The 14701-nt window shown below is 43.3% G+C and carries 13 protein-coding genes; 9 read left to right on the plus strand and 4 right to left on the minus strand.

Features of this window, described 5'->3' with window-relative positions; translation table 11 throughout:
* Positions 1-94 precede the first annotated feature (94 nt).
* The 5 genes from FET73_RS00800 to FET73_RS00820 are packed head-to-tail and all read left to right on the plus strand — an operon-like array spanning position 95 to position 5172.
* Positions 95-1747, plus strand: a complete 1653-nt coding sequence (locus FET73_RS00800; RefSeq protein WP_154222019.1) for a Na+/H+ antiporter NhaC family protein — start codon at positions 95-97, stop codon at positions 1745-1747.
* Positions 1744-2226: an NUDIX hydrolase gene (locus FET73_RS00805; RefSeq protein WP_154222020.1), complete on the plus strand. Its 483-nt coding sequence runs from the start codon at positions 1744-1746 to the stop codon at positions 2224-2226. Before FET73_RS00800 ends, FET73_RS00805 begins: the two co-directional genes overlap by 4 nt.
* A 19-nt stretch (positions 2227-2245) precedes the next feature.
* Positions 2246-3361 carry a tRNA 2-thiouridine(34) synthase MnmA gene (gene mnmA, locus FET73_RS00810; RefSeq protein ID WP_154222021.1) on the plus strand — a complete coding sequence of 372 codons (1116 nt, stop codon included), beginning with the start codon at positions 2246-2248 and terminating at the stop codon, positions 3359-3361.
* 4 nt (positions 3362-3365) lie between these two features.
* Entirely contained in the window at positions 3366-3974 is a 609-nt protein-coding gene (gene hflD / locus FET73_RS00815; protein WP_154222022.1) for a high frequency lysogenization protein HflD, read from the plus strand.
* 1 nt (position 3975) lies between these two features.
* A complete protein-coding gene (locus FET73_RS00820) occupies positions 3976-5172 on the plus strand; it encodes a hypothetical protein (RefSeq protein WP_154222023.1) in 1197 nt (398 codons plus the stop codon).
* Positions 5173-5430: 258 nt separating this feature from the next.
* Here FET73_RS00820 and FET73_RS00825 read toward each other — a convergent pair whose 3' ends face one another.
* From FET73_RS00825 to FET73_RS00840, 4 genes are all read right to left on the minus strand, one after another.
* Positions 5431-5649 carry a hypothetical protein gene (locus tag FET73_RS00825; RefSeq protein ID WP_154222024.1) on the minus strand — a complete coding sequence of 73 codons (219 nt, stop codon included), beginning with the start codon at positions 5647-5649 and terminating at the stop codon, positions 5431-5433.
* Between the two features lie 23 nt (positions 5650-5672).
* The gene (locus tag FET73_RS00830) at positions 5673-7118 is read right to left on the minus strand and encodes a M20/M25/M40 family metallo-hydrolase (protein ID WP_218944237.1); all 1446 of its coding nucleotides are present in this window, start codon (positions 7116-7118) and stop codon (positions 5673-5675) included.
* An 84-nt stretch (positions 7119-7202) separates the two neighbouring features.
* Positions 7203-7385 (minus strand): hypothetical protein, encoded by a 183-nt coding sequence (locus tag FET73_RS00835; protein ID WP_154222025.1) that lies wholly within the window; start codon positions 7383-7385, stop codon positions 7203-7205.
* Positions 7386-7401: 16 nt separating this feature from the next.
* Entirely contained in the window at positions 7402-9756 is a 2355-nt protein-coding gene (locus FET73_RS00840; RefSeq protein WP_218944238.1) for a S9 family peptidase, read from the minus strand.
* Positions 9757-9982: 226 nt separating this feature from the next.
* On the opposite strand from FET73_RS00840, the gene coq7 reads away from it, so the two are divergent.
* From coq7 to FET73_RS00860, 4 genes are all read left to right on the plus strand, one after another.
* Complete coding sequence (gene coq7 / locus FET73_RS00845) at positions 9983-10624, plus strand: 2-polyprenyl-3-methyl-6-methoxy-1,4-benzoquinone monooxygenase (protein ID WP_154222026.1); 642 nt, start codon at positions 9983-9985, stop codon at positions 10622-10624.
* Between the two features lie 2 nt (positions 10625-10626).
* The gene (locus FET73_RS00850; RefSeq protein WP_246172626.1) at positions 10627-12294 is read left to right on the plus strand and encodes an electron transfer flavoprotein-ubiquinone oxidoreductase; all 1668 of its coding nucleotides are present in this window, start codon (positions 10627-10629) and stop codon (positions 12292-12294) included.
* A gap of 61 nt (positions 12295-12355) precedes the next feature.
* A complete protein-coding gene (locus FET73_RS00855) occupies positions 12356-13834 on the plus strand; it encodes an ATP-binding response regulator (protein WP_154222027.1) in 1479 nt (492 codons plus the stop codon).
* Entirely contained in the window at positions 13821-14687 is an 867-nt protein-coding gene (locus FET73_RS00860) for a response regulator transcription factor (RefSeq protein ID WP_154222028.1), read from the plus strand. The genes FET73_RS00855 and FET73_RS00860 overlap by 14 nt, the downstream gene beginning before the upstream one ends.
* Positions 14688-14701: the final 14 nt, after the last annotated feature.

A 14701-nucleotide genomic window follows, 5' to 3' on the forward strand; every position in this document is an offset into this window, starting at 1 on the left:
CAATTGTAAATTTTGAGCAATTTATCCACGCGTGATACAATCGCTGCCTAAATAAAAAAACATATAAATAACAAATTAAAAAAACAGGGAATTTATGAGTCACAAACACCTTTTGATCACATTTTTATTGTTTCTGTCTGGAGTGGCTTTTGGCGCTGAGGAAGAAGCCAAAACAGTCAGTCAGTATGCAGGAACCTGGCTGTCTATTGTGCCTCCACTTTTGGCCATTGCGATTGCATTGTTATTCCGTAATGTGCTTCCTGCCTTGTTTATCGGATTGGCTGTCGGTGTTTGGATCATTGCTGACTTAGGCTTACAAGCCTTTTTCTTAGCACCTGTTCAAGCTTTTGAAACTTATGTCGTGAATGCTTTGGCAGACAAAGACCACGCTTCTGTGATTTTGTTTTCTTTGATGATTGGCGGCATGGTCGGCATCACATCGCGCAATGGCGGTATGGTCGGCATTGTCAACATCATCATCAAATGGGCCAACACCACCAAGCGTGCCAGTTTGGCCACCATTGGCATGGGCATGAGCATCTTCTTTGATGATTACGCCAATACCCTGGTCGTAGGTAACACCATGCGTCCGGTGACTGATAAGATGAAGGTATCACGAGAGAAACTGGCTTATTTGGTCGATTCAACAGCAGCACCCATAGCTTGTATTGCCTTAATCACCACATGGGTGGGGTTTGAAGTGGGCTTGATTGACGATGCATTGAAAGGTGTCGGCTATGAAGGCATGAGCGCCTATGCGGTGTTTTTACAAACCATTCCATTCAGTTTTTACCCTATTTTGGCTTTGTTACTGACCATTTACATTGCCAGCACCGGTTTGGATTTTGGCCCCATGTATCACGCTGAAGTCCGTGCCAGAAATGCCTCTGTCAGCTCTTTGGATAAAGAATCACATGCAGAGGAAGAAATTCAACCTGTAGAGGACAAACCACACCGTGCCATTAATGCGGTTTTACCCATAGTATTTTTAATTGGTTCTGTGATGGTCGGCTTATATGTCACCGGTCACGATCCATCAGTCGAAAACCAAAGCATCAAAGACATCGTTGGCAATTCAAACTCATACCAAGCTTTGCTTTGGGGGTCTATGGCTGCAGTAATCGTTGCTGCATTTTTAAGCATCAGTCAAGGCATTTTAACATTACAACAAACCGTTAATGCTTGGTACAAAGGTCTGAAATCTATGATGTTGGCCATGACCATTTTGTTGTTGGCTTGGTCACTTTCTGCAGTCACGGAAACATTACAAACCAGTGCTTTTTTGACTTCTTTGATTGAGGACTCATTGGCAGTTCAATGGTTGCCAGTGATTATCTTTTTATTGTCTGCATTGACTGCTTTTGCCACTGGCTCAAGCTGGGGTGCCATGGGCATATTGATACCTTTGGTGATTCCCATTGTTTGGAGTTTGATGGCTACACAAGGTTTTACTGATCCTGAGCACCATTATTTATTGTATGTCACCATTGCCAGCATTCTCGCCGGTGCGGTATGGGGCGATCATTGTTCACCCATATCAGACACCACCATTTTGTCCTCTATGGCCTCAGGCTGTGACCACATTGAACACGTAAGGACACAAATCCCTTATGCTTTCTTTGCCGGTGGATTCGCCATCATATTAGGTATCATTCCTGCCAGTTTTGGATTTTCGCCTTGGTTGTCATTGGGTGTTTCAGCGGTGGGCATGTTCTTTGGATTGAAATTAATGGGCAAAAAAGCATGACCCCTCCCTCCACACCTGCCTCAAGTGACGTCAGGGATTGGTTGCCACGTGTGACTGTAGCAACCATTGTTGAAGATAACGGTAAGTTTTTAATGGTTGAAGAAGACATTTATGGTGTCAAAACATTGAACCAACCAGCAGGTCACTTAGAGCCTAACGAATCATTAGCTGAAGCGGCTGTACGCGAAACTTTAGAAGAAACAGGTTGGCACATCAAGGTAGACCACCTGATTGAATTTTCACAATGGACCAGCGAGAACAGTAAAAACCACTACCTGCGCTCTTGCTTTGCCGGTACGGCCATAGAATTCGACCCTGAACAGGAACTCGATGACGGCATCATCAGGGCCATTTGGATGACCCGAGATGAAGTGGCATTAGAAGCCCATAGACTGCGTTCACCCCTTGTTTTGCACCACATTGACCTCCATATCAAAGGCAAATCAACCGACTTAGATGTGTTCAGCTTTTACGACTGATACACAAAATTAAAATACCATGAAACAAAAAGTCATCATAGGCATGTCAGGCGGCGTAGACTCTTCAGTCAGCGCGGCACTTTTACAACAACAAGGTCACGACGTGGCCGGCATGTTCATGAAAAACTGGGAAGAAGATGACACCACTGAAGTGTGTACCGCTGATGAGGATGTCAAAGACGCGCAATCTGTCGCTGATAGACTGGGCTTAAAGCTTCATCGCCGCAATTTTTCCAGCGAATACTGGGATTATGTATTTGAAGAATTCCTCAGTGAATACAATAAAGGGCGAACACCCAACCCTGACATATTGTGTAACCGTGAAATTAAATTCAAAACTTTCCTCGACCACTGTGACGACTTGGGCTATGAAATGATGGCCACTGGTCATTACGTGCGCAAAGACGAAAAAGACGGCGAATTTTTCTTACTCAAAGGCTTGGACAACAACAAAGACCAAAGCTATTTCCTGTACGCCATCAACCAATACCAACTGTCTCGTTCACTGTTTCCAGTGGGTGAATTAGACAAGCCTGAAGTCAGACAAATTGCTGAATCTTTGAAGCTTTCCACTTTTGATAAAAAAGATTCAACTGGCATTTGTTTTATTGGTGAAAAACGCTTTCAAGATTTCTTATCACAATACCTCAAGCCAAACCCTGGAAAAATCGTTACACCCGATGGCCAAGTGATTGGCAAACATTCTGGTTTGATGTATTACACCATTGGACAAAGGCAAGGTCTTGGTATCGGTGGTGTAAAAAATGCCTTATCCGAACCTTGGTTTGTGATTGCCAAAGACCACAAGAAAAACCAATTGATTGCGGGCCAAAGCACACACAACCATTTGATCATGGATGATGAATTGGTCGCATCACAAGTGACTTGGATTTCTGGTAAAGCACCGAAGCTGCCATTCACTTGCCAAGCCAAAATCAGGTACCGTCAGCCTGACCAGGAGTGCACCATAACAGCCATCAATGAAAATGGTGAAATCAGAGTGGTATTCGACCAAAATCAACGTGCCATCACACCTGGCCAATCGATTGTGTTTTATGACGGTGAAATCTGCCTAGGTGGCGCCATCATTGAACACTCTAATCGACTCACATCAACTTGCGAACTGAAGAATTAACACCATGAGAGACCAAACCATAGCACTGGCTGCCGTATATCAAGCATCATCTTTAGCCCACGAACTGGCCAACTCTGGCACCATTCGCGATCCAAAAGGCTGGGAAACCAGCTTGAACAGCTTGTATAAAATTGATGCCGCCAGTACAGAAGATGTATTCAATAATGACATGAGTGGCTTGGCCATGGGCTTGAATGCCTTGATCAAATCATTTAATAAAGATGCCCATTACATCAACATCATTAAATACACCATCACCCTACTCAGTCTACAAGGCAAGTTAACCAGCCGTGATGAAATGATTAACCAAATCAGTCAGGGACTGAGTAATTCTAAAGTGCTACAAACTGCAGACGAACCCTTCAATGACGCAGTTGTTACCAAGCTCGCTAACATCTATTCGCAAACCATCAGCCAAATGCAACCACGTGTGATTGTGGCAGGCCAACCATTTCACCTTAAAAACCCGGCTACCACAGAAAAAATACGCGCTGTATTATTGGCCGGCATCCGTGCCGCCATGCTGTGGCGACAGGTCGGCGGTACACAATTGCAACTGTTATTCAAACGCAATGCCTATATTGAAGAAGCCAAATCATTATTGAGGGTCTGATATGAAGTACCTGCGGAAATACTTACTGCTGTTATTGTTAATACCCACGTTCGGTTTAGCAGAAGGAGAAAAAAAATCTGGTTTAACGCCAGAAAACATCCATGACTTGGGTGTCATGCTATCCCCAGCAGAATCACAAAAGCAAAAAATGGCGCTCAAACTCAGTGCCCAGTGGCATGCAGGTTTAAATAAATTCCTTGCAGAAACTGAAGACCCTTATTTATTGGCCCTGGCATTGTTTCGCATAGTCAATGATGACAGCCACCGTCAAGGCATGAGCGTCATCAAGGGTCAGGAGAAAAAGCCATCCAATTTACCCGCCGAGCAGATAGCAAAAAACATCAATAATTTGGTAGAAAATGCAGCCCAGTTAAGACCAGAAACCATAACCATTTTGGCTGGCATTTGTTTTTATCAAAGCATCGTGCCGCATTGTGACAAACCATTGATGATCAATTCTCGGATTAAACATGACCGGCTTAACCTCATCAGTTACATCCAACCATTGGCGCTTTCCATACAAGAAAATGACCAAGAAAAAATCACCAAACTACTCAATCTGATGACAAAAACCGCCTACAGTGACATGCATTTTTATTTGCTGCCCAGTTTCCAAGAAGCCATCAAGCGTTACGCTACTGCCAACCCCATGCCTCAAGAAGTCGTTGACAATGAACTGGCCTTTTATAAAAAAATGCAATCACCCAGCGATGAAGCCAAAGCAAGTCGTAAAAAACACATGCGAACAGAGTTATTGTATCTTGTTGAAGTATCAACACTAATGAGCTTTCCTGTTCCAGGCTTTCGCGTTCTTATGGATTATTGTAAAAAAGACAGCTCACTTCATAATCAGTGCTTGAAGGTTGCAGATATTTTGATAGAAAAAAGCCGCGATGACATCAGTACAATTGTTGGTTACCAAATCAAAAAGTCAGTGCTTGAAGTAACTAACAAAAAAGATGCCGCAACGACTGTTCAATCACAACTTGAAACTTACAAAGAAAAACGACAATGCTTATTGGACTACATCAACGAACACCGCTTCAATGATGTACTTAAAGGCATTGAGCAAGACCGCATACGCAATAACCCCATGCACACCGAATTCGAAAACTTCATCAAACAAACCGAATACCTCTACGAAAAAAGAATTGACCAAGCGGATATCAAAGATCCCGCTTACTGCTTGACTGAGTAAAATTCCCTTACCGTCATTGCGGCACAGGCCACAATCCAGTATTTGAACATAGACGCTATGTGAATTATTTGATGGTTCTTAAGTATGATTGTTTATCCTGTATTTTCTTTGTTTCGGCTTAAGTTTAAGAACGCTTCGCTTTGTTTGCTCCGCAAACTAGACTCCGGCCTTCGCCGGAGTGACGGTAGGAGCGTCATTGCGGCGAAGGCCGTAATCCAGTGTTTGAACAGAGAAGCTATGTGAATTATTTGATGGTTCTTAAGTATGATTGTTTATCCTGTATTTTCTTTGTTTCGGCTTAAGTTTAAGAACGCTTCGCTTTGTTTGTTCCGCAAACTGGATACCAGCCTCGCCTAAAGCGCCAATTTTGAGCGCCGATATGAAGGCAATGTGCTTCATTGCAACGACATAAGCTTTGACAGCAAGTGAAGTTATCAAAATACCACCCTGAACACCAGAATCAAAGTTTTCGCTCATAGTCTGAATGATGAAATGTGAACTCAGTCACCAACTTGAGCCCGCTTACCAGCTAATTCATGCAAAATAATGTACCAATGCTCTAATGCAGAATAAAAGGACTTCACAGGCATGCGTTCATTCAAGCCATGAGCAAAAGCATCTTCATCACGTAAAAACATGCCGGAAACACCAAAAGTAGGGATGCCATTGGCGCGTAAAACTTTACCATCTGTGCCCCATGGAACCATCGCCGGAATAACGGGCACATTCGGGTATCGCATTTGGACTGCCTTAGTCACTGCTCGAATTACATCTTCTCTTAATTCCGAGGCTGGACTGGCTAATGGTTTTTCCAGCATCTCAATTTCAACATTTTCCCCAGCGACCGTTTGCAATACAGTTTTAACCTCACCAGGTTTAATCCCAGGAAAAATCCTACAATTTACCGTGGCCGTTGCTGATTGAGGCAAAGCATTTTCAGCGTGCCCTGCATTGAGCATGGTGGCCACACAAGTGGTTCGTGTTATACCCACATATGACGGTTTTTCATATAAATAGTCAATCGCCTCTTGGTTAGACGGGTCTTTGGCAAATTCAGACATGGCTTGACTTAAATTTCCAGATTCTGCCTTTGCAGACTCGGCAAAAAAACGCAATGTAATGTCATTATAACGAACAGGAAACCTAAAATTTTGTACTTTTTTCAAAGCATCAGCTAAATCATAAATCGCATTGTCACTTCTGGGTGTAGAACTGTGGCCACCAGGATTTCGTATGGTTAATTCATATGTTGCATAAGTCTTTTCAGCCGCTGACATCCAAAAACTTGTGGGCTTATGCTCTGAATCTAAACCACCGCCACCATCATCTGAATTTAAAGCAAATTCAGCATCCGTTATATCCCTGTGCTGCGTGACCAGTAATTCGGTGCTTAACATCCCTGTTTCTTCATCTCCTGTGAATGCGATGATGAGGTCACGAGTAGGCATGAAACTTTCTGCTTTCAAACGCAAAAAAGTCGTTGTTAATGTTGTAACACCCATTTTATTATCCATGGTGCCACGGCCAAAAAAGTAACCACCCTCTTCAATCAATGTATATGGGTCTCGTTGCCAATCTTTCGGCAACGCATCGACAATATCCATGTGCGCAACTAATAAAATCGGTTTTTTATTCGCCGATCCATCTCCGCGATATCGAACCACCAATCCTGCAATGTCTTCACCATCACTTGATTTAAATGGCAATACATTGACATCTTCTTTTGGAAAGCCCCCTTGGATAAATTGATTGGCAAGGTATTCCGCCATTTTTGGTACTTGCCCATACCCAGCTGCTGTTCTGTAAGCAATCAGTTGCCGGTAGATTGTAAGGGCTTGGACTTGGTATTCTTTGCTGAAAGAGCTGCTGTTAATAGACTTTTCAGCCAAACTCAAATTAACAAAACCCAGAAATACAAATATAAATACACACTTAACTTTGTTCACGCCGATTCCCCACCTAAAAATAAAGAACCAGAATAACACAAGCAAGCTGACACCTTCGTGCTCAATGAATGGCAAGTCACTTATTTAAATGATTTTTCCCTTTACAAACATACCGGTGGCATTTTGGTGGATTCTTGGAGTACCCAACAAAACGGCACCATTACAAATGCCATTAGGGATGATGTTATTGAAATCACTCAACTGTGTACAAATCAAGAGGATTAAGTCATCCTCAAAAAAAGGACAACCATTAAGTTGCCCCTTCATTCTCAGTAGAAAACCTTCAATCCATCAAATGCTCAATAAAATAATCACTTTGCATGGTGTACAAGTGCAATGACGTACCCTCACCTTCCACTATGCCGTGTCTGCGATTTGGGTAAGACATAAAATCGAATTGGCGGTTGTGCTTGATCAATTCATTTTGCAAACGTTCTGCCCCTTGGTAATGTACGTTGTCATCACCTGTACCATGAACTAACAACAATTTTCCGACCAAGTTCTTGGCATGGGTAATCGCTGAGGCTTCTTTGTAATTGTCCTCAAATTCTGCCAACAAACCCGAATAGCGTTCTTGGTAAATCGAATCGTACAAACGCTGATCAGGCACTGGTGCACGTGACACACCCACATGGTATTGTTCAGGGTATCTGAACAACATGTTTAAAGTCATAGAACCACCACCAGAGTGTCCCCAGATACCCACACGATCACAATCAACATATGACCAACGTTTACAAATCGCAACCAATGAATCTGATTGGTCTCTGGCGCCCAAAGGACCAATGTTGCCATAAACCGAACGACGCCAATCACGACCACGCGGCGCTTTGGTACCGCGATTATCAACTGATGAAACCAAGAAACCTTTTTGCGTCATCATCAAATGCCAAATATTGCGAGTGGTGTAGAAGTCTCCCGCCGTTTGACTGGCCGGTTCGCCATAAACATAGTTGATGATGGGGTATTTTTTGTTTGGATCAAAATTTGGTGGTCGCATCATAAAACCATCCAATCGCAAACCATCACGCGCTTCTACGCTGTAAAACTCCACTTCACCTTTGGCCAATTGGTCAATACGCTCAAACAATTCAGCATTGTCTTCTAACACGTGGTGCGCTTTGTGATCAGGCAATGAAACCAAAGAAGAAACAGGTGGTTTCATAAAACTCGAAACCGTGTGAATGGCCCAAGTTGAATCGCCAGACATTTTATAACTGTTGGTGCCAGTGTTTGCTTTTGGTGTTACCTGCTCCATTTGACTGCTTACTTTGTCACCAGAGCCATCCAGACGAGACCTGTGTAAATAGCGCTGTGCCACGTTGTCAGGTGAAGCGATAAAATACAACCACCCCTTATCTTCATCGACAGAAACCAATTCAGTCACATCAAATTCGCCCGGTGTTAAATCTGTAACGGTTTTTCCGTCACGTGACACACGGTACACATGTTTCCAGCCATCACGTTCGCTTTGCCACAAAAATGATTCAGAATCCTCTAACCACTTGGGGTCTTCGACTAATTCAATAAACGTTTCTTCTTGCTCAACAAAGAACGGCTTGGCCTTGCCTGTCTTGGCATCAGCATAGAACAAGGTGTTGGTATCTTGCTTGCGGTTCATCTGCTGAATTAACACCTGTTCTGAATTATCAGCCCAGTCCATGCGTGGCACATACATGTCTTTTGCTATACCGGGTAAAGTGACCCAAACAGTTTTGGGATCCTTGACTGTACTGATGCCGATTTTTGCACCTGAATTTTCTTCGCCAACCTTTGGATAAGGAATCGAAGTAATTTCTGGATACAGTGTGTCTGTGTTGTTGATGATGTGAAAGTCTTGCGCCGCGTGGGTATCCAATTGCCAATAAGCAATACGCTGGCTGTCAGGGCTCCAGCGGAAGCCATCTTGGATGCTGAATTCTTCTTCATAAGCCCAATCAAACAAGCCATTGATAATGGTATCTGATGCATCCGTGGTGATGGCAGTGATCTCACGGTTGTTCAAATCTTGAACATAAATATTATTGTGATAGACATAGGCAAATTTTGAACCATCAGGTGAAAATTTACCGAACATCATTTGGCTGGCTTCCGCGTCTTTTTGACCCAATTGCCACAAGTCGTCATTCTCTAAATTTAACGCCCAGTATTCTCCACGGGTTTTGTCACGCCATACATATTCGGCTTGGGTATAAATCAAAACACGCTTTTTGTCTTTTGACCAAACATAATCATCGACTGGCAAGGCGTTTTCAGCACCCTCTGGTGTCAATTGTGCCAAAGTAATCAGCACTTCGCGGTCTAAAGTAGCTGGATCATATTGAACAATTTCTTCATACAACTTGATGTCATCACCATAACGGTCTTTTTCAAGTTCAGCATCTTCAAAGCCTTTGGCCGTTTCTAAAGCGGTAAAACTGGCGCCGTCTTCTGCCCAACGAACCACGCCAGGACGTTTGGCGTTGTATTCCCAGTCTTTAAAAATGGCTTCATTGGTCAACAGCACGCCGTCATTTTTTGTTGTCATGTTTACTCCCTCTTGGGTACTTTTCCTTTCTTGAACACCTGCACAAGCGGCCAGTGAAATCACAGCCAGACAGGTCGCCGTTCTTCTAAAAAGTTGTTTAACTTTGGTCATTGATTATGTTCCTTTTGTTTGATTGTTGGGCCAGAGTTTGACTCAAACTTATTTTACAGCGATAGATTCTAACAGCTACAGAATGAACTTTATACCGCTATTAGCCATTTGTATAGGTAGATTGAATTGGCACAATTAAACCATTTATTTTTGAGTTTATACTCTAATGCTTCGGTGCTAAAATACGCGCAAGTAAACCACCGCCACAGAGAAGTAGACTGTACAAATGAGAAAGACCAGCCACACAGGATTAGATCGATTGATGATTGAATTGGACCGAGGTTTAAAAACTTTGGGCCACCAATCTGATGTGGCTGCTCAACGTCCTGGCAGCACATCAAAAGAAGTTCAATTGACCAAGGCCCGCAAGCAACACACCATTGGCCTGATGCGCATCAACCACACCGGTGAAGTTTGTGCCCAAGCCTTGTACAATGGACAGGCCATGATGGCCAAAGACAGTTCAACTCGCGAACATTTGTTACAAGCGGCCAGTGAAGAACAGGATCATTTGAATTGGTGTCAAGTGCGCTTGGATGAATTGGGTGGCAAGCCCAGCATCTCCAATCCACTGTGGTATGCCCATTCTTTTATGCTGGGCGCAGTGGCAGCTAAATTTGGCGACCCCATCAGTTATGGTTTTGTGATGGAGACTGAACACCAAGTAGAAAGCCATTTACAAGAACACATTGAAGACATTGGCGATGACGATCCACGATCGTTAAAGATTTTGCAACAAATGCAAGCCGATGAAATCAGACATGGCGAAAATGCCAAGTCAGCCGGCGGTGTCGAACTGCCGCAAACAGTAAAAAACGTCATGACAGCAATGTCGAAAATAATGAAATTTGTCAGTTATAGGGTTTAAGCATGAATGATAATGTGAACGAAATAGAAAGAGAGTCAATGGAATTTGACGTGGTGATTGTGGGTGGCGGGCCTGCGGGTTTAGCAACGGCTTGTCGATTGGCGCAACTGTCTCAAGAACATGGTAAAGACTGGCAAATCGCTTTGGTCGAAAAAGGGTCTGAAATTGGTGCCCACATTTTATCAGGAGCCGTCGTTGAAACAGGCGCACTGACTGAATTGTTTCCAGACTGGAAAAACATGGGTGCACCGGTTAAAACCGAAGTCACTGATGATGAATTTCATTACTTGCGTGGTTTAGACAAAGGCAAGAAAGTGCCTAATATGCTAATCCCCACACCGATGAAAAACCATGGCAATTACATCATTTCATTGGGTAATTTGTGCCGTTGGTTAGGTGAACAAGCTGAAAATTTGGGTGTTAACATCTTCCCAGGCTTCCCTGCTGAAGACATCCTTTATAACGAAGACGGTTCAGTACGTGGCATTGTTACAGGCGACATGGGCGTCGGCGCTGATGGCCAAGCCAAAGGCTCATTCGAACCCGGCTATGAATTATTGGCACCACAAACCATATTCGCTGAAGGTTGTCGCGGTTCATTGGGTAAAAAACTGATGGCCAAATTTGATTTACAAAAAGATGCCGACCCACAACATTATGGTTTGGGCATCAAAGAGGTCTGGCAAATTGACGAAGCCAGTTCTGAAGTCGGTAAGGTGGTTCACACTTTGGGTTGGCCATTGGATAACCACACCGAAGGTGGCGGTTTCTTATACCATTTAGACAAAGGCACTGTCGCTTTGGGGTTTGTCGTTGCACTGAATTATGACAACCCATACCTTTCTCCTTTTGAAACCTTCCAGCAATGGAAACAAAATCCAGTGGTTAAAAACGTCATCAAAGGCGGTAAACGCGTCTCATATGGTGCACGTGCGATGAACAAAGGTGGCTTTCAATCCTTGCCTAAACTGACCTTCCCAGGCGGTTTGTTGGCTGGTTGTGAAGCGGGCTTTTTGAATCCAGCCAAAATCAAAGGCACACACACCGCATTAAAATCAGGTTTGGTGGCAGCAGAAACATTGGCCGAAGCCTTATTGGCTGAAAAAGCCACAGGTGAATTAACCGCTTACAGCGACAACATCAAAGCCTCAAGCATCTATGCCGAATTGAAACAAAGCAGAAACTTTGAACCTGCTTTGAACAAGTTGGGCACATTTTTTGGCGCCGCTTTCACTTTCATGGACCAAAACATCTTTCGTGGCAAACTGCCCTTCACATGGCGCAACCCAACACCAGATTACGCGACATTAAAACCGGCTGCTGAGTGCAAAAAGATTGAATACCCAAGACCTGACAATGAAATTTCTTTCGACCGTTTGTCATCGGTGTTTTTATCCAGCACCAACCACGAAGAAGACCAGCCTTGTCATTTAGAGTTAAAGGATAAGGACATTCCTATCGCAGTGAATTTACCCAAATGGGCTGAACCTGCACAGCGATATTGTCCAGCAGCAGTTTATGAAGTGGTTGAAGAAGGTGGAGAAAAAACCTTCAGAATCAATGCACAAAACTGTGTTCATTGCAAAACATGTGACATCAAAGACCCATCACAAAACATCAATTGGGACACCCCAGAGGGCGGTGGCGGCCCCAATTATTCAAACATGTGATTTAAATATCCAAGGCGACCATCAAGTCGCCTTTTTTGATTAATGTTGCTAAAATATTAAAATGGAATTGCTTTTGTTTATTGTGCTTGTTTTCTTGTGTTTTGCTGTTGCATGGCAAGAAGTTCGAATTCGCAAAGAAAAAATACATAATCAACAGCTCATTCAACAAGCTAAAGTATTAACTTCGAACTTACAAAAATCAGAACACAGCAGCGAAGCCAAATCTAGGTACCTGTCTGGAATTTCACATGAATTGCGTACGCCTTTGAATGTCATCATGGGTTACGCGCAAATATTGGAACAACAGGAAGATAACCCTAACCAAATTCAAATCAAACTGATTCGCCAAAATTGCGAACACCTGAATCACTTGATTGAAAGCCTTTTAGAATTCTCCGCCATGGAGGCAGGTAAACTTAAGGTACAAAAAGAACTGTTGAACCTACCTGAATTGATTAAACAATTAAGTTATATGTTCCAAAACATGGCAGAAGAAAAAGGTTTAACTTTCAATGTCAGCTGCCCCGACTACATCCCTGAATGGGTCAAAACAGACCGCCAAAGGTTGCGCCAAATCTTAATCAACTTACTGTCTAACGCGATTAAATTCACTGAACAAGGGGCGGTTAATATAAAACTTGAATACCGCAGCCAAGTGGTCAAGTTCACCATCGAAGACACTGGCAGTGGCATGAAAGCCGAGGACATGGATAAAATTTTCCAACCATTTAAACGCTTAAAACAACACCAAAAACACACCGCAGGAACAGGTTTGGGCCTGCCCATTTCTAAATTATTGGCTGAATTATTGGGTGGAGAATTACAAGTCAGTAGCCAATGGCAACAAGGCAGTCAATTCATCTTGAAATTGATGCTCTCGCCACAATCAGCACCTACCGAAACCAACGAAGTCCCAAGCCCTCTTCCATTGACTAATAAGCAACTGAATATTTTGGTAGTTGATGACCAGAAAGCACATTTAGATTTGATGGCAGCAGTATTAAAAACCTTGGGCCATAAAAGCAGACAAGAGCTCAACAGCACAGCAGCATTGGATTTATTGGCAAACAAAAAGTTTGACTTACTTTTACTCGATATCAATATGCCCGAACTGAGTGGTTGGGATCTGGCCGAACACATTCGAACTGCCGGACATCAAATGCCCATCGTGATGCTTTCCGGTAATGCCAGGGACCAAGTGGGCAGTGAACAATCACACCACCAAGCCTACCTGACCAAGCCTGTTCAAATTGATCAATTGAAGCAATGTTTGAACCAATTGACCCAGTCTCAAGACGTCACTCAAGAAGAACAATCTCTGGCAGAAAGTCAGACACACCCTATTTCACTGAGTAAAAGCCAACAAGCCACTTTGCAAAGCATGGCCGATATTGGACACATCTCTGGTATTTTGAAAAAAATTGAAGAATGGCGACAACAGCAACAAATCGGCAGACACAGCTTCAACAGGTTAAAATCAGCCGCCAACAGCTACCAAATACAACGCATTAAGGACCTGTTAAACCATGCCCAAAACTGATGCCACTTTACTCATTGTAGATGACAATGCCGATGCTTTGGGTTTAATGAACCAAACCTTAGACCAGGCAGGCTATACGGTACTTGTTGCTAACAGTGGCTCGCAAGCCATTGAAATATTGGACAAAGTTTCACCCAACCTGATGCTATTGGACGCCATCATGCCAGAAATGGACGGCTTCGAAACCTGTCGACTGATTAAGCAATCACACCCTGACCTGCCCGTTATCTTCATGACAGGACTGAGCGAAACAGAACACATGGTCGCGGGCTTCGAAGCTGGCGGCGTAGATTATTTAGTCAAGCCAGTTAACCACCAAGAGTTATTGGCAAGGGTCAAAGTCCACATCAACAATGCCCAAGTCACACAAGAAACCAAACAAGCACTGGATGATTCGGGACAATATTTGATGTCGCTTGACAGTGAAGGGCATATTTTGTGGCGCACAGAACAAGCCCAAGCCATTGTCAAAACCTTAACCAGTAAAGAACGAATCTTGGTCAATGACTGGATTAAGGACACTGACCGCAACCCACAATTGATGCTACAACAAAGTCCCATCACGCTCACATTAACCCTGGTTGAACAACAAGCCGAAAACAGTTACTTGGTTAAATTCAAAGCCCAAGATTTAAAGTTTGAAAAACAAACACTGAAAAACAAATTAAAAATCACCCGCAGAGAAGCCGAAGTGCTGTTTTGGGTAGCACAAGGTAAAACAGACTGGGAAATATCACAAATCCTCAGCATATCAGACCGCACAGTGAATAAACATTTAGAACAGATATACCGCAAGTTGGGTGTCAGTAACAGAACCGCCGCCAGTTCACAAGCGCTTTCAGTCTTGTCATAAAAAAACACTTAATC

The organism is Marinicella rhabdoformis (genome assembly GCF_009671245.1).
In the GTDB taxonomy this organism is placed as follows: Bacteria; Pseudomonadota; Gammaproteobacteria; order Xanthomonadales; family Marinicellaceae; genus Marinicella; species Marinicella rhabdoformis.

Excerpts from the sequence above, each read along its gene's own strand:
- FET73_RS00800 (WP_154222019.1), top strand. The coding sequence starts at position 95 with ATGAGTCACAAACACCTTTTGATCACATTTTTATTGTTTCTGTCTGGA.
- FET73_RS00805 (WP_154222020.1), top strand. The coding sequence starts at position 1,744 with ATGACCCCTCCCTCCACACCTGCCTCAAGTGACGTCAGGGATTGGTTG.
- mnmA (WP_154222021.1), top strand. The coding sequence starts at position 2,246 with ATGAAACAAAAAGTCATCATAGGCATGTCAGGCGGCGTAGACTCTTCA.
- hflD (WP_154222022.1), top strand. The coding sequence starts at position 3,366 with ATGAGAGACCAAACCATAGCACTGGCTGCCGTATATCAAGCATCATCT.
- FET73_RS00820 (WP_154222023.1), top strand. The coding sequence starts at position 3,976 with ATGAAGTACCTGCGGAAATACTTACTGCTGTTATTGTTAATACCCACG.
- FET73_RS00825 (WP_154222024.1), bottom strand. The coding sequence starts at position 5,649 with ATGAGCGAAAACTTTGATTCTGGTGTTCAGGGTGGTATTTTGATAACT.
- FET73_RS00835 (WP_154222025.1), bottom strand. The coding sequence starts at position 7,385 with ATGAAGGGGCAACTTAATGGTTGTCCTTTTTTTGAGGATGACTTAATC.
- FET73_RS00840 (WP_218944238.1), bottom strand. The coding sequence starts at position 9,756 with ATGACCAAAGTTAAACAACTTTTTAGAAGAACGGCGACCTGTCTGGCT.
- coq7 (WP_154222026.1), top strand. The coding sequence starts at position 9,983 with ATGAGAAAGACCAGCCACACAGGATTAGATCGATTGATGATTGAATTG.
- FET73_RS00850 (WP_246172626.1), top strand. The coding sequence starts at position 10,627 with ATGAATGATAATGTGAACGAAATAGAAAGAGAGTCAATGGAATTTGAC.
- FET73_RS00855 (WP_154222027.1), top strand. The coding sequence starts at position 12,356 with ATGGAATTGCTTTTGTTTATTGTGCTTGTTTTCTTGTGTTTTGCTGTT.
- FET73_RS00860 (WP_154222028.1), top strand. The coding sequence starts at position 13,821 with ATGCCCAAAACTGATGCCACTTTACTCATTGTAGATGACAATGCCGAT.